Raw genomic sequence first — 24,941 nt, 5'->3', positions numbered from 1 at the left:
ATGACATTTCATGGCCTCCGGTCCGACAGCAGGGTCCACAGCAGGAAGGGGCCGCCCAGGATGCTCGTCACGACACCCGCCGGGACCTCCGCGCCGGAGGTGACGACGCGGCCGATCGTGTCGGCGGCCACGACGAGCGCGGCTCCGACGAGCGGGGCCCCGACCAGCGGGAGCCGTACGGATCCGGACAGGCGGGCGGCGAGGACGGGAGCGGCCAGCGCGACGAAGGCGACGGGCCCGCCGATGCCGATCGCGAGCCCGGCCAGGACGACGGCCAGGGCGAGGACCGCCGGCCGGGTCACGCGGGGACTCGTCCCGAGCACGGTGCCGATGTCCTCGCTGAAGCGCAGTACGGCCAGCCTCCGGGAGACGGCCAGGGCGGCGGGGAGCAGCACGGCCAGCCCGGCGGCGACGGGCAGCGCCACCGGGTAGCCGCGCCCGGCGAGGCTGCCGACGCTCCAGGAGTGGATGGCCGTGGCCGCGCTGAGGCCGTTCCAGGCCAGCACCGCCTGGGTGACGGCCCCGCCCAGGGTGGTGACCGCCAGGCCCGTCACGATGAACCGGTAGCCCTGGGTGCCGATCCCACCGGAGATCGCGAAGACCGCCACGGCCGCGACGAGGGCGCCGAGCGGCCCGGTCCACCAGTGCTCGAAGAGCGTCGCCGCGGACGACAGCAGCCCGGAGATCATGATGGCGATGACGGCGCCCTGGTTGACGCCCAGCATGTCGGGGGTGGCCAGCCGGTTGCGGGCCAGCGCCTGGGTCAGGCAGCCCGACAGCCCCAGTGCGGCCCCCGCCACCAGCCCCGCGACGATCCTGGGCAGCCGGATCTCCTGGACGAGCATGACCTGCCCGCCGGTGCCGATCCCGCGCAGCGCGTCCAGCGCCTGTCCCGCCGTCATGGCGGACTGCCCGGCCAGGATCGCCGCCAGCACGGCCGCGCAGGCGAGCAGGGCCAGCGCGACGGCGGCCAGGCAGGAGCGGACCGGGACGAGGGCCGAGCAGGCGCCGAGCCGTACCGGGAAGGTGTCGGAGGGGCGTGGCCGGAGCCGGTCCCCCGCGGGGAGGACGCGGATCCTCCGGCCGCCGCGCGCGGCCTTGTCCGCGAGCAGGTCGCCCGCGCCCGCGGAGACCGACCGGGAGCGGGCGACCGCGATCAGCACGGGCCCGCCGATGACGGCGACCAGCAGCGAGACGGGGGCCTCGTACGGGCGCATGACCACCCGGGCGAGCACGTCCGCGCCGAGCAGCACCGTGGCCCCGGCCAGCCCGGACAGCACGATCCGGGAGCCGACCCTGTTGCCGAGGACGGTCCTGGCCAGGTAGCCCGCGAGCAGCCCGAGGAAGCCGATCGGCCCGGCCACCGCCACGGCGGCGGCGCTGAGCAGGGTCACCGCCACCGTCACCGCGGCCCGGGTACGGCCCGGCCGGTGGCCCAGCGCGACGGCCACGTCGTCACCGAGGGAGAGCGCGGCCAGCGGGCGGGCGGCGAAGGCCGCCATGACCAGCCCGGCCAGGATCGCCGGGGAGACCGCCAGGACCCGGTCCATCGGGATCCCGGCGAGCGATCCGAGCACCCAGAACCGGTACCGGTCGAAGGTGACGGGGTCGGCGACCAGCAGGGCCGAGGTGATCCCGGTGAGCGTCGCCGAGAGCGCCGCGCCCGCGAGGACCAGCTTGAGCGGGGAGAACCGGGCGCCGATCAGCAGCACGACGCCGGTGGTCAGGAGCGCGCCGCCGAGCGCCCATGCCAGGTAGGCGCCTCCCGTCTGCGCGCCCGCGTAGACGATGCCCAGGACGACGCCGAGTGCGGCTCCCGAGTTCACTCCGAGCAGGCCCGTCTCGGCGAGCGGGTTGCGGGTGACGGCCTGCAGCAACATCCCCGAGACGCCGAGGGCCGCGCCCACCGCGAGCGCGGCGAGCGTCCGGGGCAGCCGGATCGTGGTGACCACCATCTCCAGGTGGGCGTCCCCGGCGGCGCCCAGCAGATAGTCCACGACCTGTCCGGTGCCGATCCGGCCGGCTCCGGTCAGCATCGAGGCCGCCAGGAGGACGGCGAGCCCGGCAACGTTCAGCCCGAACACCAGGAGGGGACGCCGGAGTTGCGTAAACATAAGGTAAGGCTAACCTAATATAGGAAAGCCTTACCTAACCTATACGTAACCTATACGGGAGTGCCCATGTCCCCCCTCCGCAGGGTCGGCGGCCTGTTCGCCGCCGCTCTCGCCGCCCTGACCGTCGCAGCGTGCGGTTCCTCCTCCACGGGGTCCTCCACGACGTCTTCCGCGGCGCCCGCCGCAGCCTCCTCGTCGGCGGCCCCGGCCGCCGCCACGCGCGAGGTCAAGGACGCCACCGGCACCCTCATCAAGGTCCCCGCCGAGCCGAAGCGCGTGGTCACGCTCACCCAGGAGGACCTCGACGCCGCACTGGCCCTCGGCGTCGCCCCCGTGGGCATCACCAACGGCCAGGGCATCGACACTCCCCCGGCGTACCTCGCCGACAAGGTTCAGGGCATCCCCGTGGTCGGCAACCTGCTCCAGCCCGTGATCGACAAGGTCGTCGAGGTCCAGCCCGACCTGATCCTCGCCGGCGACATGCAGGACCAGCAGATCCTCGACCAGCTCCGCAAGATCACTCCTGCGACGGTCGTCACGATGGCCCCCACCGACGACTGGAAGCTGTCGTTCATGGGCATCGCCAACACGCTGAACAAGCTCGACGCCGCCAAGCAGGTCCTGGCCGACTACGACGCCAAGATCGCCGAGGCCAAGGGCAAGGTGAAGCCCGCCGAGGTGAGCATCGTGCGGTGGAACCCGCAGGGCCCGAGCTGGATGGAGAAGCGGCAGTTCGCCAGCTTCGTCGCCACCGACCTCGGTCTCACCCGGCCCAAGGCCCAGGACAAGGACGGCACCGCCCACTCCATGCCGCTCAGCCTGGAGGCGCTGGCCGACATCGACGGTGAGTGGCTGTTCGTGTCCAGCCTCACGGCCGACGGCGAGAAGGCCCTTGAGGACGTGAAGAAGACCCCGGCGTTCAAGGAGCTGAAGGCCGTCAAGAACGACCACGTGGTCTCCGTCGACGGCTCGGTCTGGAGCACCCGCGGCGCCCCGCTCGCCGCCCAGATCGTCCTCGGCGACTTCGTCAAGGCCCTGGCCGGCTGACGCACGCAGGACCGGCGACCCGAGAGATCGCCGACCGGAGAGGCCGCCGACACCGCCAGGCGCCCGGCGGCCTCTCCGTCCGCCGTACGGGTGGGTACCGGTCATCCGGCGGGTCCGCCTGTGGTCGCACCTCCTTCCGCGGAAGTCGTACATCCCGGATCGCCTTTTCAGCCGAAGCGCCCGCGGCCGGGGCGCCGGAAAGATCCTTGGCATGCCGACCTCCGTTCTTCCTTCGGCCGATCCCGCCCGCCGGGAACCGGTTTCCACACGCCGGATCGTTCTCGGCACCGCCGCCGTGGCTCTCGTTCCCGTCGTCCTGGCCGCGGCCGGCCTGCTGCATCCGCACCACCTGACGCAGGACACCGCCGGACGGTGGATCACCCTGCACCTGCTGCTCCTGCCGGTGTTCCCCCTGCTGGCGGGCTCGTTGCTGTTCCTCCTGCGAGGGCTGCGGGGTCCCTGGGTCACGGTCGCGCGGGTGGGCTCCTATCTCTACGCGATCTTCTATACGGCCCTCGACGCGATCGCGGGGGTCGCCTACGGCACCTTGCTCGCCAACACCGACGACCCTGCGTCCCTGACCCGTGCCGGTACGGCCATCGACGTGGTCGGCGGGGCGCTCGGCCTGATCGGGTCGTCGGGCTTCCTGCTGGCCTCGGTCGCGACGACCGTCGCCCTGGCCTCGCGGTACGGCACCCGGCGCGTGGCCACCGGCGGCACGATCCTGATCGCCGCCTCCGTCCTGTGGCTGGGCAGCCACATCTACTGGCCCGAGGGCGTGATCACCGTACTGTGCCTGGGGCTGGGAGCCGGGCTGCTCAACATCGCGCGGGAAGGCGCCCCGTCCGGCCCGGCTGCGGCGGTCTCATGAGTCCGGCCTCCGGCCGGGCCAGACGGTCAGGGCCAGTTCGGCGATCTCGGTGAGCTCGGCCGGACCGGCTCCGTCCCGGGAACGCTGGGACATGCCCTGGACGACCGCGGCGAAGTATCCGGCCAGCGCCCGGGGGTCGGCCCCGGCGGGCAGTTCGCCCTCGCGTTGCGCCTCACGCAGGCGGTCCCGGAAGGCGGCGAGGTTGGCGTTGCGCAGGTCGCGCAGGAACACCGCGATCCCGGTGTCCTGGACGGTGACGTTCGTGGCCGCGCTGATGGTCAGGCAGCCCGCCGGGTGCGAGGGGTCCGGGTAGATCGCCGCGGCCTCGCGCAGGATGCGGGCGAACGCCCGGTACGCCGTGGGCTCCTCGCTCAGGGCCCGGCCGATGAAGGCGCCGACGGGTGAGCGCCCGTAGGCGTGCACCACCTCCCGGAACAGCCCCGCCTTGTCACCGAAGGCGGCGTACAGGCTGCCCGGCCTGATGCCCATCGCCTCGGTCAGTTCGCCCACCGAGGTCGCCTCGTAGCCGCGTTCCCAGAACAGCCGGGTGGCCGCGGCCAGAGCGGCGTCCCGGTCGAAGCTGCGCGGACGGCCCCGCGCCGCACCCGTCTTCTCCACACCCGACATTGTAGAACGCTCACTCAAAAAACTGTGCTACCGTACTTCTTGAGTGATCGTTCAAGAAAGAAAGGTGGTCGACGCCGATGGTCGCCCGTACGCTGAACGACGAGGCCGTCCGCACGCTGGACGGCAAGGTCGCCCTCGTCACCGGGGGCAGCCGGGGGATAGGCCGGGCCATCGCGGAACGGCTCGGCCGCGACGGAGCCGTCGTCGCCGTCGCCTTCGCCCGCGACCGGGCCGCGGCCGACGGGGTCGTCGAGCGGATCCGCAAGGACGGTGGTCGCGCCTTCCCGATCCAGGCGGAACTGGGCAGGCACGGTGACGCCGCCGCGCTCTGGGCCGCCTTCGACGCGCAGATCGATCAGCACGCACCCGGCGGAGGCGTCGACGTCATCGTCAACAACGCGGGCATCGGCCGCAGCACGGATCTGGCCTCGCTCACCGAGGAGGGCTTCGACGAGGTCTTCGCGGTGAACGTCCGGGCACCGTTCTTCATCGTGCGGGAAGGTCTCCGGCGGCTGCGCGACGGAGGCCGGATCGTCAACATCTCCAGCGGCGCGGCCCGCCTCGCCATGCCGGAGATCATCGCCTACGGCTCCACCAAGGGCGCCCTGGACACCTTCACCCTCAACCTGGCCAAGCAACTGGGTCCGCGGGGCATCACGGTGAACTCGGTGGCCCCGGGAATCGTCGACACCGACGTCAACGCGGGATGGCTGCGCGGCAACGCCCAGGCCGAGGCCCACGCCGCGTCCCTGGCCGCCCTGGGCCGGGTCGGGCAGCCGGAGGACATCGCCGACATCGTGGCCTTCCTCGCCTCCGACGACGCCCGCTGGGTCACCGGCAGGGTCATCGACGCGACGGGCGGCGCCGGACTGTGACCCCTCCCCCGCGCGCACCCGTCGCGGCTCGGGAGGACTTCGCGGACGTCCGTACGGACTGCGGCCTCACCCACCCGTATTGAAGATCACCTTGAGCTGCGGGGCGTCCAGCCATTCCACGTCGAGATGGGCGCCGCTGTCCATCTCGACGAGCGCCATGGCGCTCGCGTGCGACAGCCGGGTGAACGGCTCCGGCAGGAAACGCAGCAGGTGGTCCAGCGCGTGCGGGTCCGGTCCGCGAGCCTCTCGCGGGTCCAGTTCGCTCATGGTGAGGCGGACGCGCCCGTCGGCCGCGTAGACGAGGCAGGAGCCCCCGTTGACGTTCCACGACAGGTTCCACAGACGGGCGCCGAGGCTGAGCCGTTCCAGCCCCGCGGGCTCATACGGTGAGAGGAAGCCGCCTTCGAGGTCGAGGAGCATGATCGACGGACCGGACTCGTCGACGAAGACGTCGTCCCCCTCCACCTCCGCCTCCCGGAGCTCGTAGTCGGGCCCCGCGATCAGCTCGACGACGTCTTCGATCTCCATCGGCTCGGCGAGTGGCTGGATGACGGTCCACGACATCCCGACATCCAGCCACTGGGCGACATTGAGCAAACCCTGACAATGCGCGACAGGGTCTGCGTGCGGCATGCGCCAATGATCGCAGACCGCACCCGCGCTCACCTGACTCCGGCCGGTCGCCACGGCCGCGCCACCCCGTCCCCGTAGGCGACCTCGCGGGCCCCGGTGAACGCGGCCAGTTCGGCGACCGCCCGCCCGACGGCCCCGGTGACCGCCTCGTCCGCGGGCGTGTCCGCCTCGGGGAACACCCCCTCGACCTCCAGCACGCCGCGGCGGCGGTCCAGGCGCGGCACGAGCCTGCCGATCAGCCGGTCGCCGTGCAGGATCGGCATGATGTAGTGGCCGTACTGCCGCCTGTGCCTGGGCACGTACATCTCCGTGCGGAACGCGAAGCCCCACAGCCGCTCGGTCCGCTCCCTGTCGCAGATGAGGTTGTCGAACGGCGACAGCAGCGTGGTGCGCGGCTCCCAGGTGTGCTCCAGCAGGCCCAGGACGTCACGGTGGACGTACCAGCGCTCGGCGCCGCCCTCGACCTCCGCGGGAACGACCTGGCCCGCGGCCTCCAGCCGCTCCAGCACCCCGGCGAGGCCGGGATAGCGCTCGCGGGTGAAGTGCCGCTCGATGTCGGCCGCGCGGGCCACGCCGAGCGCACGCAGGGCGTGCCCGGTCGCCCGCGCGACCGCCTCCTCCGGCGGTGGCGGCTCGGTCCCGGCCCACTCCGGCAGCCAGTTGCCGGCCAGATCCCACCGGCGCCTGCGCCCCTCCCGCCCCGCCACCATGATGTGGCCCTGAAGCCACAGGAAGTCCAGCATCCGATCGACGCTCCGGCCGCCGGTCCACCCGCTCGACTCCCAGGGCACGGCCGCGAGGTCGTCGAAACCGGCGGCCGGGAGCGGCCCCTCCCGCCGGAGGCGGTCGAGCACGTGGTCGCGGAGCGCGGCGTTCGCCTCCAGCCAGTCGCGCACCCGCTGCCCGTAACGTGAGCGGGCGGACGGATAGCCGCGCATCATGACCTGGTGGATCGGGTAGTCCTCGGCCAGCACGATCGACGCGGCATGGGCCCAGTACTCGAACAGCCAGCGTTCCCGCCACAGCAGCGCGTCGAGGTCGGCCGGGTCGTAACCGCCGACCCTGCTCCAGAGCACCAGCAGGTGGCTGCGCGCCACCACGTTGACCGGGTCGAGCTGCAGGCACCGCAGCGTGCGCAGCACCCGCCGCAGTCCTTGCGGGTCACCGCCGGGCCGGGGCCCGGCCAGGTGCTGGCAGGCGACGGCCAGCCGCCGCGCGGACTCCAGGCTGAGATCGAGGGGGGATGGCATACCCGCCGAGTGTAATCGAAAAAAGATTCGAATACCGGCGATACACGCCATGCCGCGACACCCGCCGAATGCCGCCGTCACCGGAAAACCGCGGCATGTCCGGCGGCGTGTCCGGCGGCGCACTCCGGGAGGCGTGACGTTTCCCCGGTTGCGGAGAATCGTAAAGATTAGTATCTATTCAGTCTACCAAGCGCTTGCTACGCTCCGGTCATGACAGCCACCATCGTCTGGGGCACCGGCAACGTCGGCCGCGCGGCCATCCGCGCCGTCGAGGCGCACCCCGCGCTGGAGCTCGCGGGTGTGGTCGTCCACGACCCGCGCAAGGTCGGCCGCGACGCGGGCGACCTCGGCGGGCTCGGCCGCGATCTGGGGGTCGCGGCGACCGGCGACGTCGACGCGGCGCTGGCCGCCGGTCCCGGCGCCGTGGTGTACGCGGCCTCCGGCGACGTCCGACCCGACGAGGCCCTGGCCGACGTCGTCCGGGCGATCCGGGTCGGGGCCGTGGTCGTCACCCCCTCGCTGTACGCCCTCTACGACCAGCGCGGCGCCCCGCCGGAGGTGCGGGAGCCGGTGCTGGCCGCGATCGCGGAGGGCGGCGGCTCGCTGTTCGTCTCCGGCGTCGACCCCGGCTGGGGCAACGACGTCCTGCCCCTGCTGATCAGCGGGCTCGGCACCGTCGTGGACGTGATCCGCTGCCAGGAGATCTTCGACTACTCCACCTACGACCAGCCCGACTCCGTCCGGTACCTGGTCGGCATGGGCCAGCCGATGGACTACGAACCGCCGATGATCGCGCCGACGGTCCCGTCCATGGTCTGGGGCGGGCAGGTACGGCTGATGGCCCGCGCCCTCGGGGTCGAGCTCGACGAGATCCGCGAGACCGTGGAGCGGCGTCCGCTCGGCGCCGCGGTGAGCACCGAGGCGATGGGCCGCTTCGAGGCGGGGACCCAGGGCGCGGTCCGGTTCGAGGTCCAGGGCGTCGTCGAGGGCGAACCCCGCATCGTCATCGAGCACGTCACCCGCATCCACCCGTCCTGCGCTCCGGACTGGCCGGTGCCGCCCGGCGGCGACGGGGCACACCGGGTGATCATCGAGGGCCGCCCGCGCATCGAGGTCACGGTCGAGGCCGTCGACGAGGGAGGCAACCGGTCCGCGGGCGGGAACGCCACCGCGGCCGGCCGGCTGGTGGGCGCGATCGACTGGCTGCTGGAGGCGGGACCCGGGCTCTACGACGCGCTCGACGTCCCGCTCCGTCCCGCGGCCGGCAGGCTCGGAAGGAAGCAGTTATGAGGATCGACATTCCCGAGGGAAAGGACCCGATCGCGTACGTGTGGGGGGAGATGGTCCCCGGCATCGGGGCCGCCGCCTCGAACTTCTCCCTGTCGGTGTACGCCCACACGACCCTCGGCCTCCGCGAGTTCGAGGCCGCGCGGCTGCGGATCGCGCAGCTCAACGGATGTGCTTTCTGCCTCGACTGGCGGACCGAGCGGGACGGGCAGAGGGTCGAGGAGGAGTTCGCCGACGCGGTGAGCGAGTGGCGCACCACCAGCGCCTTCGACGACCGCACCCGGCTGGCCGCCGAGTACGCCGAGCGGTACGCCCTGGACCACCACGGCCTCGACGAGGAGTTCTGGGCGCGGATGACCGCGCACTACAGCCAGCGCGAGATCGTGGAGCTGAGCATGAGCATCGGTTCCTGGCTGGCGTTCGGCAGGCTCAACCGCGTGCTGGGCCTCGACACCGTGTGCGTGCTGCCCGGCGGCTCGTCACCCCGGCGGGGGAACGGCCACGCCGCGGCCTGACGTCCCGGGCACGCGGACCGAGTTTTCAGCAGACCCATCTTCAACGGACCGAGTACCAGCAGACCGAGGCGCGACGGGCTGAGTTGTGACAGACGGATTTGTGACGGACGGATTTGTGACGGCTACCACGACCACGCAGTAACTCAAGGCGCGAGCACTGTGCAGGGCTTGTTCTCAGCTTGTTGAGAGTGAGGAGCGTCAATGAGTGCCCGCGCCCCGGAAAACCCCGTCCTCCGAGAGATCTCACGTCGCGGATTCATCGCCGGAACCGGCTCCGTCCTGGGAGCCACCGCCCTCGGCGTCCACGCCGCCCCGGCCCGCGCGGCGGCCGCCCCCGCACCCGCGCCGATCGCCGACGGGGCCCGCGTCCCGGTCCTGGTGATCGGCACCGGATACGGCGGCTCCGTCGCCGCCCTGCGCCTCGCCCAGGCGGGCGTCGACGTGCACATGGTCGAGATGGGCATGGCCTGGGACACCCCCGGCCCGGACGGCAAGATCTTCTGCAACACGCGCGAGCCGGACTACCGGTCCTACTGGCTGCGCACCCGCACCAAGGCGCCCCTGAACTACTTCCTCGGCCTCCCCATCGACCGGGACATCCCCCGCCACACCGGGATCCTGGACGCCGAGGAGTTCGGCGGCATCACGGTCTACCAGGGCCGCGGCGTCGGCGGCGGTTCGCTGGTCAACGGCGGCATGGCCGTCACCCCCCGGCGCGAGAACTTCGGCGCCGTCCTGCCCTCGGTCAACGCCGACGAGATGTACGGCGTCTACTACCCGCGGGCCAACGCCGAGCTCGGGGTCGGCGTCGTCGACCCGGCCTGGTTCGACTCCACCGCCTGCTACCAGTACGCCCGGGTCGGCCGCAAGCACGCCCAGCGCTCCGGCTTCCCGTTCGTCTTCGTGCCCGACGTGTACGACTGGGACTACATGGAGCGGGAGGCGGCCGGGACCGTCACCAGGTCGGCGCTGGCCGGGGAGATCCTCTACGGCAACAACCACGGCAAGAGATCACTGCAGCAGACCTACCTCGCCCGCGCCAGGGCCACCGGCAGGGTCGCCATCTCACCCCTGCACCGGGTCACCTCGGTCGCCCCGGCGGCCGGCGGCCGCTACACGGTCGTCATCGAGCAGATCGGCACCACCGGCGCCGTCACGGCCGTCAAGAACGTGACCGCGGACCGGGTGTTCTTCGCCGCCGGGAGCGTCGGCACCAGCAAGCTGCTGGTCAGGCTGAAGGCCACCGGCGCGCTGCCCGGCCTCAACGGCGAGGTCGGCAGGGGCTGGGGCGACAACGGCAACGTCATGTGCGGCCGCGCCAACCACATGTGGGACCCGACCGGCGCGCTCCAGTCGGCCATCCCCTGCTGCGGCATCGACAACTGGGCCGCCGGCGGCGCGTTCGCCGAGGTCGCCCCGCTGCCCACCGGGATCGAGACCTACGCCTCGTTCTACCTGTCGATCACCAACAACCCGAACCGCGCCCAGTTCTCCTGGAACGCCTCGGCCGGGAAGGTCGAGTTGAACTGGCAGGCCGCCTGGAAGCAGGCATCCATCACCATGGCCAAGACGATCTTCGACAAGATCAATTCCAGGGAGGGGACGATCTACCGGACCGACCTGTTCGGCGTCTACAAGATCTGGGGCGACCACCTCACCTACCACCCGCTCGGCGGCGCGGTGCTGAACAGGGCCACCGACAACTACGGCCGTCTCACCGCCTATCCCGGCCTGTACGTCATCGACGGCGCGCTGATCCCCGGCAACACCACCGTCAACCCGTTCGTCACCATCACGGCGCTCGCCGAACGGAACATCGAGAAGATCATCGCCACCGACCTGTGACGGCGCCCCGGAGGGAAAACCGTTCGGCCCGGCGGATGCGGCCCCGGTAGCGTGGGGCCTCCACGAGACCTCGGGAGGATCAGATGCGGCAGAGCTTCGCGACAACGCAGCGTCCTGTCCGTCCGACCGAGGTCTCAGACATCCATGCCCACTGTGAACATCGGCGTGCTCGCGCACGTCGACGCGGGTAAGACCAGTCTCACCGAACGACTTCTCTTCGACTCGGGCGCCATCGGCAGGCTCGGCAGCGTCGACGCCGGAGACACCCAGACCGACACCGGCGGCATCGAGCGGCGCCGCGGCATCACCATCCGCTCGGCCGTCGCCTCGTTCGGCATCGGTGATCTCCAGGTCAACCTCATCGACACCCCCGGGCACGCCGACTTCGTCGCCGAGGTCGAGCGGGCTCTCGGCGTGCTCGACGGCGCCATCCTGGTGATCTCCGCGGTCGAGGGCATCCAGGCGCAGACCCGGATCCTGCTGAAGGCCCTGCGGAAGATGCGCCTGCCCACCCTGCTGTTCGTCAACAAGATCGATCGGATGGGCGCGCTCCAGCGTGACATCCTCGCCGGGCTGCGCGTCGTCGCGGTGAACGCCGTCGCAGCGGACACGAGCACAGCGGATATAAGCACAGCGAACGCAGGCGCGGTGAACGCCTGCGCGTCCGGCGCGGTACGGCAGGTCCGCGTCGTGCCGGTGCCCCTCGACGCCGAGGTTCTCGCCGAGCACGACGACGCCCTGCTGGAATGCCTCGTCGAAGGACGCGCTCCCGGACCGGACGAGCTGCGTGCGGCGCTGGCCGCGCAGACCGCCGCGTGCCTGGTCCATCCCGTGTTCCACGGATCGGCGATCGGCGGCCAGGGGGTGGCCGGGCTCATGGGCGGCATCCGCGATCTGCTTCCCGTGCCCGTCCCCCGGGACGGCTCCCTCCGAGGAACGATCTTCGCCATCGAACGCGACCGGGACGGGCGGAAGGTCTCCTACCTGCGCCTGTTCTCCGGCGAGGTGCACCGGCGGCAGAGACTCGGATCCGGCCGGGTGACCGGACTGCAGGTCGTGGGCTCCGGCGCCGACGACCGGCTGGCGGCGGGTGACATCGCCAGGATCTGGGGTCTGTCGCGCGCCCGCGTCGGCGATCACCTGTCCCCCGGCGGGAGCCGGACGCCCGCCTTCGTCCCGCCCAGCCTGGAGACCGTGGTGCGGGCGTCGCACCCGGGCGACGCCTCCCGCCTGCACGCGGCCCTGCTCTGGCTGGCCGAGCAGGATCCGCTCATCGGCACCCGGGCCCGGCCCGGCGGCGGTACCTCCGTGCTTCTCTACGGCGAGGTCCAGAAGGAGGTGCTGGCCGAGCGGTTGCGCGAGGAGTTCGGCGTCGAGGCGGTCTTCGCCGACAGCACCCAGATCTACCTGGAGAGACCCGTCGGCGTGGGAGAGGACCACACGGAGTTCGACAGGCACGGTGACCACGACTTCTGGGCCACCGTCGGCCTGCGCGTCGAGCCCGGAACGGGTTTCACGTTCCGCCGGGAGGTCGAGCTGGGCTCGCTCTCGCACGCCTTCAACCAGGCGATCGAGGACGCCGTACACGCCACTCTCCGCGAGGGCCTGTACGGCTGGCCGGTCACCGACTGCACGGTCACCCTGACCAGGTCCGGTTTCCAGCCTCCCGTCAGCACCGCGGCCGACTTCCGCAACCTGACCCCGATGGTGCTGATGTCCGCCCTGTCCCGCGCGGGCACCCAGGTGTACGAACCCTGCCACGCCTTCGAGGTGGAGATCCCGCCCGGGGTGTTCGGTCCCGTCGCCGCCAGGTTGTCCGCGCTGGAGGCGGAGCTGGCCGACGTCTCCCCCTCGCTCGTCACGGGTTCGATCCCCGCTCGCCTGGTCAACGAGGCCAGACGCCACCTGCCGGGGCTGACCCGCGGTGAGGGCGTGTGGTGGTCCCGGCCCTCGGGTGACAGGCGGGCCCGCGGATGGCCGCCCACCCGCCCCCGGACCGACGGCAACCCGCTGGACCGGACGGAGTACCTCCGGTACCTGGCCATGTCATAGGGGCACGGGGTTCACCGTCATAGGGGACACGGGCATAGGGGGCACGGGGTTCACCGTCATAGGGGACACGGGCATAGGGGGCACGGGGTTCACCGGCGAGCCGTCCGGGGGACGGCAACGGCGTCATCCGGATTCTCCCGTTCCGCCGGCCTGCTCGACCAGCAGCTCCACCGCGGTCCGCCGCCACACCTGCCCGACCGGCTCGCCGCGCTCGCGCGCCAGCTCCCCCAGCAGATGGGCGATCACGTTCATGTACGCGTTCTGCACCGCGGCGACGCCGCTGTCCGACCGGTCGTCCACGGTGGGCAGGAACTCCGCGACCACGTCGGCGACCAGGTCCTCGTCCATGTCCGGGGAGTGGATGTACGCGCTGATCAGACCGACGACGGCGAGCCGCTTCTCCCGCGTCAGCGCGGCGAGGTCGCGCGCCGCCTCCGGACGCCCGTCCCGGCCGCCGGGAGGATCGTTCATGGCCGGCCTCCGGTCTTCCCGCCGCGTGGTGGGTGCCGCGACGTCGCCGTCCGTATTATCCCAGTTCGGGATGGAAAGACAGCGACCGGCCGTACCTAAGCCGCGCCCCGGCGGAACTCCAGGCCCTCGAAAGTCCCGGACGCGCGCCACCGGTCGAGGTAGCCGAAGTAGGCCGTCGCCCCGTGCGGGTAGCCGACGTTGAGCCGTCCCCGCGGTCCCGGGTCCTGTCCCTCGTTGTTGTAGTAGCCCGGTGTGCAGTCCGGCGACCCCAGCAGCGTCCCCGGATGCCCCAGCAGGAGTCCGACCCACGCGTCCTCGGCCTCCTCGGTGACCTCGACCTCGTCGAACCCGTTGTCCAGGGCGTACTTGACGATCATGGCGATCGTGCCGCCCGCCTCCGTGAGGTTGTGCGGGATGTTGGAGATGAGGTTGGCGCCCTGCGTCGGCTGCACGATGAAGGCGTTGGGGAAGCCGTGCACGTGGGTGCCGTGCAGGGTGCGCATGCCCTCGGCCCAGTACGCGGAGAGCTTGACGCCGCCCCGGCCGGTCAGGTCGTAGCCGGCCCGCCGCGTGTACTCGGTGCCGACCTCGAAGCCGGAGGCGTAGACGATGCAGTCGACCTCGTACTCCCGTCCCGCGGCGACGACCCCCCGCTCGGTGATCCGCTCCACGCCCCTGCCGTCGGTGTCGACGAGGTGGGTTCCGGGGACGTTGAACGCCTGAAGGTACTCGTCGTGGAAGCACGGCCGCTTGCACAGCTGGCGGTACCAGGCCTTGAGCCTCCGGGCGGTCTCGGGATCCTCGACGATCGCGTCGACGCGCGCGCGGATCTCCTCCATCTTCTCGAAGTCGGAGTCCTCGTAGGCCTCCAGCATCTTCTCCGGGGTGCGGTCCTCGGGCGCGAGCTCCATGATCCTGGAGCGCACCCGCCGGGCGATGTCGGTCCAGCCGTCCATCACCAGGTCCTCCGCCGCGACGCCGCCGGTCTGGTTGGCCGTGAAGTTCTCCAGCCAGCGCCGTTGCCAGCCGGGGGTCGCGATCCGGGCGAACCACTCGGGGTCCGTCGGCCGGTTGCCGCGGACGTCGACCGACGACGGCGTGCGCTGGAACACGTACAGCTCCCCGCACGCCCGTGCCAGGTGGGGCACGCACTGCACGGCCGTCGCCCCGGTCCCGATGACGGCGACCCGCCGGCCGGCGAGCCTGTCCATCGGCGCTCCCGAGGGGTCGCCGCCGGTGTAGCCGTAGTCCCACCGGCTCGTGTGGAACGAGTGCCCCGCGAACGAGTCGATCCCGGGGATGCCCGGCAGCTTCGGCACGTGCAGCGGGCCGACGCCCATGGCGACGAACCGGGCGGTGAACTCGTCGCCCCGGTCGGTACGGATGATCCAGCGCGACCGCGCCGCGTCCCATTCGAGGTCCGTGACCTCGGTGTGGAAGAGCGCGTCGCCGTACAGGTCGTAGTGCTTGCCGATGCGCCGGCAGTGTTCGAGGATCTCGGGCCCGTGCGCGTACTTCTCCGTCGGCATGTGGCCGGTCTCCTCCAGGAGCGGCATGTAGACGAACGAGGCCGTGTCGCACTGCGCGCCCGGGTAGCGGTTCCAGTACCAGGTGCCGCCGAAGTCGCCGCCCTTCTCGACGATGCGGACGTCACCGACGCCGGCCTCCTTCAGCCGGGCGCCGGTGACGAGGCCGGCGAAGCCGCCGCCGATGAACGCGACGGTCACGTGGTCGGTCCTCGGCTCGCGCGGGACCCGCGGCGTGTAGGGGTCGTCGAGGTAGTGCGCGAACCTGCCGGTCAGCCGGATGTACTGGTCGTTGCCGTCGGGGCGGAGCCGCTTGTCGCGCTCCTGACGGTACTTCCGGCGCAGGGCCTCCTTGTCGACCGCGCCGCCTGCGGCGGCCTTGACACCGGCACTGTCGTCGGCGCCGCCTGCGGGGATGTCATCGGCTCTGGCGGGACGTCCGGCGACGGTCATACGCGCTCCCGGGGGCATGGCGGAGGTCGGGCGGCCGGGACGCCGGGCGGCCGCGGACGATCGCCGCGGCGTCCGCCCCCAGCGGAACCAGAATGTCATTCGGTGACAACCCCGACAAGAGCCGTCCACCCGGGCGCGGCCGGGCCGGGTGCCGTCGGGCAGCATATCGACCGGATAAGTGAACCGGTTACGCCACCTCCTATCACAACATCATAACTGGTCAGCAGCCATCACTTACCTATTTTGTCCTGTTGACAACGTTGTCACTGCGGTCATATCGTCCCGGTTACTTATCCGGTTCAGCTGCCGCCCCCCGACCACAGGAGAGCTATATGCGCGCTCGACTCACGCTGCTGACCGCCGGTCTTCTTCTCGCCACCGCCGCCTGCGCGGGCAACGGCCCGGCGACCGAGCAACCGGCAGACGCCAAACCCTCCGGCACCATCACCGTCCTGACGAACCGGACCGACCTGGTGGACACCGCGTTCAAGGAGTACGCCAAGCGGTTCACCGAGCTCCACCCGGGCGTCGAGGTGAAGTTCGAGGGCATCACCAACTACGAGGACGAAGTCCGCATCCGGATGAACACCCCGGAGTACGGTGACGTCCTCCTCATCCCCAACTCGGTGACGCCCAGCCAGCTCCCGTCCTTCTTCGAGCCGCTGGGCAGCACGCAGGAGCTCGGCAAGAAGTACCGCTTCATCAACGAGCAGGCCTACGACGGCAAGGTGTACGGCATCGCCACCTTCGGCAACGCCCAGGGCTTCGTCTACAACAAGCGGGTCTTCGAGGCGGCCGGCGTCACCGACTGGCCGACCACGCCCGACGAGTTCATCGCCGACCTCAAGCTGGTCAGGGAGAAGACCGGGGCGATCCCGTACTACACCAACTACGCCGCCGGGTGGCCCCTGACCATGTGGGAGTCCTTCCGCGGCTCGCTCAGCGCCGACCGCGACTACGTCTCCGGGCTCGCGCACACCGACGCGCCGTGGGCCGCCGGGACCGACCACCACACCATCGACTCGCTGCTGCACCGGATCGCCGCCGAGGGCCTGATCGAGAAGGACCCGACGACGAGCGACTGGGAGGAGTCCAAGAAGCTCATCGGCAGCGGCAAGGTCGCCTCGATGGCGCTCGGCTCGTGGGCGATCGTCCAGATGCAGGAGGCCGCGGCCAGCCCCGACGACATCGGGTTCATGCCGTTCCCGCAGCAGAACGCCGGAAAGTTCCACGCGACGATCGCCGGTGACTGGAAGATCGCGATCAACAAGCACTCGGAGAACAAGGTCACCGCGCGCGCCTGGCTGGACTTCTTCGTCGACCGGTCCGGCTACGCCGCGGACTCCGGCTCCATCCCGCCGGTCGCCGACGCCCCGCTGCCCGAGCAGCTCAAGCCCCTCGAGGACAAGGACGTCCAGTTCGTCGAGCAGAACCCCGCTCCCGCGAACGAGACCGGCCTGACCAACGACATCGACGAGAAGTCGGAGATCGGCCTGAACCAGCCCGAGTACCGGCAGCGCATCGTGGACGCCGGGCGCGGCGCCTCCGAGGAGAGCCTGGAAGCGATCTTCACCGACCTCAACGCCAAGTGGAAGACGGCGCGGGCCGCGCTGGCCGGGAACTGACGATGGTCCGATCCCGCACCGGCCACCCGGCCCCGAAGGTCGCGGAACCGGCCGGGGCCGCCGTGCCCGCAGCCCGCCACCAGCGGGTGCGGCGGCCCCTCGCCGAGCGCGCCCGGCGGCGGGCCACGCCGTACCTGTTCATCGCGGCGGCGCTGGTCCTGCTCGTGGTGTTCACCTACGTGCCCGTCGTCAGCATGTTCGGCTACAGCCTGCTCGACTGGGACGGTCTGGACCCGGTGAGCGAGTTCGTGGGCGCCGGCAACTACGCCGAGCTGGTCACCCGTCCCGAGTTGTTCGGGGTGTTCACCGTCAGCCTGTACTACTTCGGCGGCACCGTCGTCCAGCTCGCGGCGGCGCTCTACTTCGCCGCCATCCTGAGCTTCAAGGTCAGGTTCCGGAACTTCTTCAAGGGCGTGCTGTTCTTCCCCTACCTGATCAACGGCGTCGCGATCGGGTTCATCTTCCTGTACGTCTTCAAGCCCGACGGCGTCCTGGACACCCTTCTCGGCCTGCTGGGCGTGGAGGACAAGCCGCTCTGGCTCGGCGACCGGTCGGTCGTCAACCACTCGCTGACCGGTGTCTCCATCTGGCGGTACTTCGGGCTGAACCTGGTGCTGTTCCTCGGCGCGATCCAGTCGATCCCGGCCCACCTGTTCGAGGCGGCGCAGATGGACGGCGCCACCCGGTGGCAGCAGTTCAGGCACATCATCGTGCCGGGCATCCGGCCGGTCATCGGCCTGAACCTCATCCTCGGCGTATCGGGCGCCCTGTCGGTCTTCGAGATCCCCTACATCATGACGGGCGGCGCCAACGGCAGCGCGACGTTCGTCATCCAGACCGTCAACACCGCGTTCAAGTACCACAAGGTCGGTCTCGCCTCCGCGATGGCCGTCGTCCTCCTGGCGCTGGTCCTGATCGTCACCTGGATCCAGCGGCGCACCATCCCCGACGACACGACGGAGCTGTCGTGATGACCACGCGAGCCCGCACGCAGACCACGCGAGCCCGCGCGCGGACCACGCCGGCCCGTGCCCGGCTCGCCGTCACGCTGAAGTACGCGTCGCTGGCAGCGGGGTGCCTGGTCGCCGCCGTACCGTTGCTGGTCGTCTTCCTCGCCTCACTGAAGAGCGAGGACGAGCTGTACGGAGAGACGCCGTTCGCGCCGCCCGCGAACTGGTTCAACCTGGACAACTACCGCACGGCCTTCGAGGAGGGCCAGCTGGTGGACGCCTTCGTCAACACCACGATCATCCTGGTCATCTCGCTGACCGGCACGGTGCTGATCGGGTCCATGGCGGCCTACGCGGTGAGCCGGTTCGACTTCCGCGGCAGGCGGCTGACGATGTTCCTGTTCCTGCTGGCGGCGCTGGTGCCGGGCGTGACCACCCAGGTCGCCACCTTCCAGGTGGTCACCGGGCTCGGGCTGTTCAACACCCGCTGGGCGGCGATCGCGCTGTTCACGGGGACGGACATCATCTCGATCTACATCTTCCTGCAGTTCCTGCGCGGGATCCCGCGCTCGGTCGACGAGGCCGCGATGCTCGACGGCGCCACGCACTGGAAGATCTACCGCACGATCATCCTCCCGCTGCTGAAGCCGGCGATCGTCACCGTGGTGATCGTCAAGGGCGTGGCCGTCTACAACGAGTTCTACATCCCCTTCCTCTACATGCCCTCGCGCGACCTGGGCGTGGTGTCCACCTCGCTGTTCCGCTTCCAGGGGCCGACCGGCACGCAGTGGGAGGTCATCTCCGCCGGGATCGTCATCACCGTCATCCCCACATTGATCGTCTTCCTGGCGCTCCAGCGCTACATCTACAACGGCTTCACCAGAGGCGCCACCAAATAGGTCCGAACAACTGTCGATCGACGTCGGCGGCGGGCCCGGGAGTGGCCGCCTCACCGTCGACCAGGTCGTCGCCTACCCCAGCCGCCTATCCCAGGAGTGACACAACCCGATGAGGAGTCCGATGTACCGTCCGCTGCACGAAGGCTGGACCCTGTCCGGAGCCGGGCACCACGACATCCCGGCGACGGTGCCCGGCTGCGTGCACACGGACCTGCTCGCGGCCGGGCTGATCGACGATCCGTACCTGGACGACAACGAGAACCGGCTGGCCTGGATCGGCCGGGCGGAGTGGTCCTACCGGACCGCCTTCACCTGGCGGCCGGACGGGTCCGACCGGACCGACCTGGTCTGCGAGGGACTCGACACGGTGGCCACGGTGCTGCTCAACGGGGTGGAGGTCGCCGCCACCGCGAACATGCACCGGTCGTACCGCTTCGCCGTTCGGGACCTGCTCCGGGACGGTGAGAACACCCTGGAGGTGCGGTTCGGCTCGCCGTACCGCTACGCCGAGCGGCGGCGGGCGGAGCTGGGCGAGCGGCCCGGGGCGTACGCCGAGCCGTACCCGTTCATCCGCAAGATGGCGTGCAACTTCGGCTGGGACTGGGGGCCGACGCTGGTGACCAGCGGGATCTGGCGCTCCATCGGCCTGCACTCCTGGTCGGAGGCGCGGCTGGCCGAGGTCCGCCCGCTGGTCCGCGCCGACGGCGTGGACGTGCACGTGCGGGTGGAGCGGGCCGGGGACGCGCCGGTCACCGTCACCGCCGACGTCGCGGGCGTCGGCGCCGAAGTGAAGCTCGACCGCGGCCAGAACGAGGGGGTGCTCCGCCTGGACGTGCCCGGCGCCGAGCTGTGGTGGCCGCTCGGGTACGGCGCGCAGCCGCTCTACCCGCTCACCGTCACCGCGGGCACCGACCGGTGGCGCAAGGAGATCGGCTTCCGCACCGTCGAACTCGACGAGGACGCCTTCCGGCTGATCGTCAACGGCCGTCCCGTCTTCGTCCGCGGGTTCAACTGGATCCCCGACGACTGCTTCCCCGCCCGGGTCACCCCCGAGCGCCTGGCCGAGCGCTTCGGGCAGGCCATGGACGCCGGCGCCAACGCGCTGCGGGTCTGGGGCGGCGGCGTCTACGAGTCCGAGGACTTCTACGACCTGGCCGACCGGCACGGCCTGCTGATCTGGCAGGACTTCCCGTTCGCCTGCGCGGCCTACCCGGAGGAGGAGCCCTTCCGCTCCGAGGTCGAGGCCGAGGCCCGCCAGAACGTGGCCCGGCTGTCGGCCCACCCCAGCCTGGTGCTGTGGTGCGGCAACAACGAGAACATCGAGGGCCACCAGCACTGGGACTGGCAGGAGCCGCTCGGCGAGCGCAGCTGGGGCGCCGGCTTCTACTACGACCTGCTGCCGGGCGTCGTCGCCGGGCTCGACCCGACCCGGCCGTACTGGCCGGGCAGCCCCTACTCCGGCGCGCCGGACCGGGACGTGCGCGACCCCGCCACCGGGACGATCCACATCTGGACCGTGTGGGGCTCGCGCGACTACACCCACTACGGCGACTACACGCCGCGCTTCGTGGCCGAGTTCGGCTACCAGGGGCCGCCGTCCCACGCCACCCTCCGGGCCTCCGTCTCCGACGAGCCGCTCACCCCGGACTCCCCCGGCGTCCTCCACCACCAGAAGGCGGTCGACGGCAACGCCCGGCTGCTGACCGGGCTCGGCGAGCACCTGCCGCAGCCGGAGACCTTCGACGACTGGCACTACTACACCCAGCTCAACCAGGCCCGCGCCGTCGCCTTCGGGGTGGAGCGCTTCCGCTCGCTCATGCCGTACTGCATGGGCACGGTGGTCTGGCAGCTCAACGACTGCTGGCCGGTCACCTCCTGGGCCGCCGTCGACGGCGCCGGCCGCCGCAAGCCCCTGTGGTACGGCCTGCGCCGCGCCTACGCCGACCGGCTCGTCACCCGCAGGGACGACGAGATCGTCCTGGTCAACGACACCGACGGGGAGTGGGCCGGGACACTCCGGCTGGCCCGGCGCGACCTGTCCGGGCAGGTGCTGTCCGGCCGGGACGAACAGGTCGCCGTCCCGGCCCGCGCCACCCTCGGTATCCCGATGCGGGAGACGCCGGACGACCCGGCCGCGGAACTGCTCAGCGCGGAGCTCGGCGAGCGGCGCGGGCTGTTCTTCTTCGCCGAGGACCCGGCCGTCGCCTACCCCCCGGCGGAGTTCACCGCGACCGTCGAGCCGGTCGGCGGTGATCCGGAAAACGGCGGGCTGGAGGTCACCGTCACCGCCACGACCATCCTGCGCGAGCTGGCGATCTTCCCCGACCGGCTGGACCCCGCCGCCACGGTCGACGACCAGCTCGTCACCCTGCTGCCGGGGGAGAGCGTCACCTTCCGCGTCACCGGCGCGCGGGACCTGGATCCGGCCGCGCTCACCGCCTACCCGGTGCTGCGCTGCGTCAACGAGGCCCGGCCGTGACCGCCGTGCTGGCGCTCGACATCGGCGGCACCACCTTCGCCGCCGCCGTGGTCGACGCCACCGGCGCGGTCCTGGCCCGCCGCGAGCTCCCGGTGGGCCCCGACCCGACCGCCACGCTCGGCGTGCTCGTGCGTGAGCTGGCCGTACCGGGACTGACCGGCGCGGGCATCGGCTCGGCCGGGCCGGTCGACCCGGTGCGCGGCACGGTCAGCCCGGTCAACATCCCGGCCTGGCGCGGCTTCCCGCTCACCGCGACGGTCTCCGGCCTGCTGGGCGGCCTCCCGGTCGCCCTGGCGGGTGACGCCCAGTGCATGGCGCTGGGCGAGTGGTGGCGCGGCGCCCGGGGCGAGGACACGCGGGTCCTGCTCGGCGTCGTCGTCTCGACCGGCGTGGGCGGCGGTCTGGTCGTCGACGGCGTCCCCTACCTGGGACCGACCGGCAACGCCGGCCACATCGGGCACATGCCCTCCCCCGCTCTCCCCGGCGACGCCGGTGCCGAGCCCTGCCCGTGCGGCGGCACCGGGTGCGTGGAGACGATCGCCAGCGGCACCTCGATGGCCCGCTGGGCGCTGGCCGGCGGCTGGCGTCCCGCCCCCGGCGCGGGCCGGGACGCCCGCGCGCTGGCCGCCTCCGCCCGCGCGGGGGATCCGGTCGCGGTCGCCGCCTTCGACCGGGCCGCACGGGCCCTGGCCGGGGCGCTGCTGTCCGCGGCGGCGCTCTGCGACGTCGACCGCGTCGTCATCGGCGGCGGGGTCGCCGCCGCGGGCGAGACCCTGCTGGGCCCGTTGCGCCGGGCCGTCGCGGCCGGGGCCGGGATGGGCTTCCTGCGCCGCCTGACGGTGGAGCCCACGGCCCTGGGCCGGGACGCCGGCCTGTACGGCGCCGCCGCGCTGGCCCTGCACCCCCCGGCCGCCCTCACCCGGGAGGAGAGCCTCCCCCTCCACCCGCTCGACGCATTCTGAGACACGAGAAGGATCATCCGATGCGCTTCCGCTGGGGAGTGGCGACCTCCGCCTACCAGGTCGAGGGCGCCACGACCGCCGACGGCCGCACCCCCTCGATCTGGGACACCTTCTGCCGGACGCCCGGCGCCGTGGCGAACGGGGACACCGGTGACGTGGCCTGCGACCACTACCGCCGCGCACGTCGATGCGGTGCGGCCGGCCCGGGAGAAGGGCGCCGACGTGCGGGGCTACCTCGCCTGGTCGTTCCTGGACGACTTCGAGTGGGGACACGGCTACGGTCCCCGGTTCGGGCTGGTCCGGGTCGGCTACCGGACGCAACGCCGCGTCCCCAAGCAGAGCGCGATCCGGTACCGCGAAATGATCAAAAACGACAGGGACGGCTGACTGTGGACGTATTATCCAACCCCGTCAAGGACTACCCCTGGGGATCCCGGCACCACATCGCCGGGCTGACCGGGCGGCCCTCCGGCGGGCCCGAGGCCGAGATGTGGCTCGGCGCCCACCCCGCCGGTCCCTCCCGCCTGGTCAGGGACGGGCGGCGGCGCACCCTGGCCGAGGTGATCGCCGACGATCCGGTGGCCGAGCTGGGGCACGAGACGGTCCAGCGGTTCGGGGAGCGCCTGCCGTACCTCGTCAAGCTCATCGCGGTGGACAGCCCCCTGTCCCTGCAGGTGCACCCGACGGCGGCGCAGGCCGCGGCCGGGCACGCGGCGGGCGACCCGCACTACGCCGACCCCTGGGCGAAGCCGGAGATGATCTACGCGCTGAGCGACTTCACCGCGCTCGCCGGGCTCCGGCCCGCCGGGCAGGCCGCGGAGCTCGTGGCGCGGCTCGCGCTCGAACCGCTGCGCCCGGTGCTCGAAACCCTGCGCGAGGGGACCGGCGGGGACGGCGGGAAGGACGGTGGGGGAAACGGCGGGGAGAGCACCGCCGCGGCGCTGCGGACGCTGCTGGAGTGGCCGGCCGGTGAACGGCCCGCGCTGGTGCGGGCCGTCGCCGACGCCGCCGGGCCACTCGGCGGGCCCGGCTTCCGGCTCGTCCGGCGGCTGGCCGAGCGCTACCCGGACGACCCCGCCGTGCTGGCGCCGCTCCTGCTGCACCGGCACGAGCTGGCCCCCGGGCAGGCGCTGTTCCTGGGGGCGGGCGTGCTGCACAGCTACGTCAGCGGATTCGGCGTGGAGGTCATGGGCGCCTCCGACAACGTCCTGCGCGCCGGGCTGACGAGCAAACCCGTCGACGTGCCCGGCCTGCTGCGCGTCCTCCGGCCCGACGCCCAGCCGCTGCCGGTCGCCGGGGCCGGCGGCCACCACCTGCCGCCGGCTCCGGAGTTCAGGCTCGCGGTGTACGGCCCCCGCCTCGGCCACAGCCTCGACCGCCCGGTCCCGCGCATCGTGCTGTGCACGTCCGGCTCCGTCACGCTGGAGGGCGGGACGCTGGGAGCCGGGCAGTCCGCCTTCCTCCCGGCGAAGGACGGCCGGGTCACCCTGCGCGGCACCGGCGTCGTCTTCTGCGCCGAGCCGCACCTGTGAGGGAACCCGCCGGGCTGCGCGCCCGGGGAGCCGGGGAACCGCCGCGCCCGCCGCCACCGCCAGACGGGAGGAGCCTCTGCCGTCATCTCCACACCACCTCGCAGCAAACGCACCGGTAACCGGCGATGGGGTGCTTGCTGAGAAGTTACCGGCAGATGGAGTGGAAAGTCTGGTGTGCAGGGATTTTGCTGATCACATCGTTTGCGGAGGCGAGGCCGGGCGCTCCCCGGTCATCCGCGCAGGCTCGGCTCGGCCGCGCCGGCGACCCGGTGGGCGACGCCGCCCGAGACACCGGTGGAGACACCGGTGGACTCGCGCACGACGAGGGTGGTCTCCAGCCGGGCCAGCGTGGACGTCCCCGAATCCCCGGCGCTGACCGCGGCCAGCAGCAGGTCGACCGCCATCCGCCCGGCGGCCGCGGTCGGCATCGTGATCGTCGTCAGCTTCGGCCTGTTCAACCGGCCGGGCAGGCTGTCGTCCACGCCGATGACGCTCACGTCCTCCGGCACCCGCAGTCCCCGCTCGCGCAGCCCTTCGATCAGGCCCAGCGCGACCAGGTCGTTGTAGCACAGCACCCCCGTCACCCCCGAGGCCGCCACCCCCGCGGCCGCCGTCAGCCCGCCCCGCTCGGTCGGCTCGTTCGGCCGGAGCACCGTGAGCTCCACGTCGAACTCCGCGGCGGCGGCGGTGGCGGCGACGTGCATCTCCTCACTGGTCCAGGAGCCGCTCGGCCCGGACAACAGACCCACATGCCGATGCCCCAGCTCCGCCAGATGCCCCACCGCCGCCCGCACCCCCTGACCCACATCCATCAACACCGTGGCCAACCCCTTCACCCGCCGATTGACCACCACGAACGGCACCTGCGCCCGCAGCCGCTCAATCACCCGGTTCGACAACCGCGGCGAACACAACAACACCCCGTCCA

Annotated in this window: 21 protein-coding genes and 1 pseudogene; 15 read left to right on the top strand and 7 right to left on the bottom strand. The window is 71.9% G+C overall.

The window, feature by feature from the left end; translation table 11 throughout:
- Positions 1 to 8 precede the first annotated feature (8 nt).
- On the bottom strand, positions 9 to 2,114 hold the full coding sequence (locus IEZ08_RS31070) for an iron chelate uptake ABC transporter family permease subunit (protein WP_068925917.1): 2,106 nt from the start codon (positions 2,112 to 2,114) through the stop codon (positions 9 to 11).
- 66 nt (positions 2,115 to 2,180) lie between these two features.
- Here IEZ08_RS31070 and IEZ08_RS31065 point away from each other — a divergent pair, with 66 nt between their 5' ends.
- Positions 2,181 to 3,161, top strand: a complete 981-nt coding sequence (locus IEZ08_RS31065; protein WP_068925918.1) for an ABC transporter substrate-binding protein — start codon at positions 2,181 to 2,183, stop codon at positions 3,159 to 3,161.
- A 211-nt stretch (positions 3,162 to 3,372) separates the two neighbouring features.
- Positions 3,373 to 4,032, top strand: a complete 660-nt coding sequence (locus IEZ08_RS31060; protein ID WP_189243527.1) for a hypothetical protein — start codon at positions 3,373 to 3,375, stop codon at positions 4,030 to 4,032.
- Here the strand turns inward: IEZ08_RS31060 and IEZ08_RS31055 are convergent.
- On the bottom strand, positions 4,027 to 4,650 hold the full coding sequence (locus tag IEZ08_RS31055) for a TetR/AcrR family transcriptional regulator (RefSeq protein ID WP_229803708.1): 624 nt from the start codon (positions 4,648 to 4,650) through the stop codon (positions 4,027 to 4,029). The two genes, IEZ08_RS31060 and IEZ08_RS31055, sit on opposite strands and share 6 nt — an antisense overlap.
- A gap of 86 nt (positions 4,651 to 4,736) precedes the next feature.
- On the opposite strand from IEZ08_RS31055, the gene IEZ08_RS31050 reads away from it, so the two are divergent.
- Positions 4,737 to 5,534: an SDR family oxidoreductase gene (locus IEZ08_RS31050; RefSeq protein WP_068925921.1), complete on the top strand. Its 798-nt coding sequence runs from the start codon at positions 4,737 to 4,739 to the stop codon at positions 5,532 to 5,534.
- Between the two features lie 66 nt (positions 5,535 to 5,600).
- Here the strand turns inward: IEZ08_RS31050 and IEZ08_RS31045 are convergent, their stop codons facing one another.
- Positions 5,601 to 6,131 (bottom strand): hypothetical protein, encoded by a 531-nt coding sequence (locus tag IEZ08_RS31045; RefSeq protein ID WP_141704207.1) that lies wholly within the window; start codon positions 6,129 to 6,131, stop codon positions 5,601 to 5,603.
- Positions 6,132 to 6,196: 65 nt separating this feature from the next.
- A complete protein-coding gene (locus IEZ08_RS31040) occupies positions 6,197 to 7,417 on the bottom strand; it encodes a winged helix-turn-helix domain-containing protein (RefSeq protein WP_068925924.1) in 1,221 nt (406 codons plus the stop codon).
- 210 nt (positions 7,418 to 7,627) lie between these two features.
- On the opposite strand from IEZ08_RS31040, the gene IEZ08_RS31035 reads away from it, so the two are divergent.
- The 4 genes from IEZ08_RS31035 to IEZ08_RS31020 all read left to right on the top strand — a co-directional run bounded on the left by IEZ08_RS31035 (position 7,628) and on the right by IEZ08_RS31020 (position 13,116).
- Complete coding sequence (locus tag IEZ08_RS31035) at positions 7,628 to 8,707, top strand: NAD(P)H-dependent amine dehydrogenase family protein (RefSeq protein ID WP_068925926.1); 1,080 nt, start codon at positions 7,628 to 7,630, stop codon at positions 8,705 to 8,707.
- A complete protein-coding gene (locus IEZ08_RS31030; RefSeq protein WP_189243526.1) occupies positions 8,704 to 9,219 on the top strand; it encodes a carboxymuconolactone decarboxylase family protein in 516 nt (171 codons plus the stop codon). The genes IEZ08_RS31035 and IEZ08_RS31030 overlap by 4 nt, the downstream gene beginning before the upstream one ends.
- A gap of 201 nt (positions 9,220 to 9,420) precedes the next feature.
- Positions 9,421 to 11,064, top strand: a complete 1,644-nt coding sequence (locus IEZ08_RS31025) for a GMC oxidoreductase (protein ID WP_084780576.1) — start codon at positions 9,421 to 9,423, stop codon at positions 11,062 to 11,064.
- Between the two features lie 144 nt (positions 11,065 to 11,208).
- Positions 11,209 to 13,116, top strand: coding sequence for a GTP-binding protein (locus IEZ08_RS31020; protein WP_068925930.1), 1,908 nt, complete (start codon positions 11,209 to 11,211; stop codon positions 13,114 to 13,116).
- Between the two features lie 123 nt (positions 13,117 to 13,239).
- Here the strand turns inward: IEZ08_RS31020 and IEZ08_RS31015 are convergent, their stop codons facing one another.
- Complete coding sequence (locus tag IEZ08_RS31015) at positions 13,240 to 13,587, bottom strand: hypothetical protein (RefSeq protein ID WP_068925931.1); 348 nt, start codon at positions 13,585 to 13,587, stop codon at positions 13,240 to 13,242.
- 95 nt (positions 13,588 to 13,682) lie between these two features.
- Positions 13,683 to 15,566 carry a flavin-containing monooxygenase gene (locus IEZ08_RS31010; RefSeq protein WP_084780578.1) on the bottom strand — a complete coding sequence of 628 codons (1,884 nt, stop codon included), beginning with the start codon at positions 15,564 to 15,566 and terminating at the stop codon, positions 13,683 to 13,685.
- Positions 15,567 to 15,898: 332 nt separating this feature from the next.
- Here IEZ08_RS31010 and IEZ08_RS31005 point away from each other — a divergent pair, with 332 nt between their 5' ends.
- From IEZ08_RS31005 to manA, 8 genes and pseudogenes are all read left to right on the top strand, one after another.
- Positions 15,899 to 17,191 (top strand): ABC transporter substrate-binding protein, encoded by a 1,293-nt coding sequence (locus IEZ08_RS31005; protein ID WP_189243525.1) that lies wholly within the window; start codon positions 15,899 to 15,901, stop codon positions 17,189 to 17,191.
- 2 nt (positions 17,192 to 17,193) lie between these two features.
- The gene (locus IEZ08_RS31000; protein WP_068925932.1) at positions 17,194 to 18,162 is read left to right on the top strand and encodes a carbohydrate ABC transporter permease; all 969 of its coding nucleotides are present in this window, start codon (positions 17,194 to 17,196) and stop codon (positions 18,160 to 18,162) included.
- Entirely contained in the window at positions 18,162 to 19,040 is an 879-nt protein-coding gene (locus IEZ08_RS30995; RefSeq protein ID WP_189243524.1) for a carbohydrate ABC transporter permease, read from the top strand. Before IEZ08_RS31000 ends, IEZ08_RS30995 begins: the two co-directional genes overlap by 1 nt.
- A 121-nt stretch (positions 19,041 to 19,161) precedes the next feature.
- Complete coding sequence (locus IEZ08_RS30990) at positions 19,162 to 21,519, top strand: glycoside hydrolase family 2 protein (RefSeq protein WP_189243523.1); 2,358 nt, start codon at positions 19,162 to 19,164, stop codon at positions 21,517 to 21,519.
- Positions 21,516 to 22,481 carry an ROK family protein gene (locus tag IEZ08_RS30985; RefSeq protein WP_189243522.1) on the top strand — a complete coding sequence of 322 codons (966 nt, stop codon included), beginning with the start codon at positions 21,516 to 21,518 and terminating at the stop codon, positions 22,479 to 22,481. Before IEZ08_RS30990 ends, IEZ08_RS30985 begins: the two co-directional genes overlap by 4 nt.
- Before the next feature lie 20 nt (positions 22,482 to 22,501).
- A pseudogene (locus IEZ08_RS30980) lies at positions 22,502 to 22,660 on the top strand (family 1 glycosylhydrolase); the annotation flags it as partial.
- The gene (locus IEZ08_RS30975) at positions 22,632 to 22,868 is read left to right on the top strand and encodes a family 1 glycosylhydrolase (protein ID WP_084781068.1); all 237 of its coding nucleotides are present in this window, start codon (positions 22,632 to 22,634) and stop codon (positions 22,866 to 22,868) included. The pseudogene IEZ08_RS30980 and the gene IEZ08_RS30975, both read left to right, overlap by 29 nt.
- A gap of 2 nt (positions 22,869 to 22,870) precedes the next feature.
- Positions 22,871 to 24,013, top strand: a complete 1,143-nt coding sequence (gene manA / locus IEZ08_RS30970) for a mannose-6-phosphate isomerase, class I (protein WP_068925941.1) — start codon at positions 22,871 to 22,873, stop codon at positions 24,011 to 24,013.
- 230 nt (positions 24,014 to 24,243) lie between these two features.
- Here manA and IEZ08_RS30965 read toward each other — a convergent pair.
- The coding region (locus IEZ08_RS30965; protein ID WP_189243521.1) for a LacI family DNA-binding transcriptional regulator at positions 24,244 to 24,941 on the bottom strand (698 nt) is incomplete at its 5' end.

This window comes from Planobispora rosea, assembly GCF_014648175.1.
Lineage (GTDB): Bacteria > Actinomycetota > Actinomycetes > Streptosporangiales > Streptosporangiaceae > Planobispora > Planobispora rosea.
Note: the sequence above shows the minus strand (reverse complement) of the source record. Positions and strands in the feature narration are given on the sequence as shown.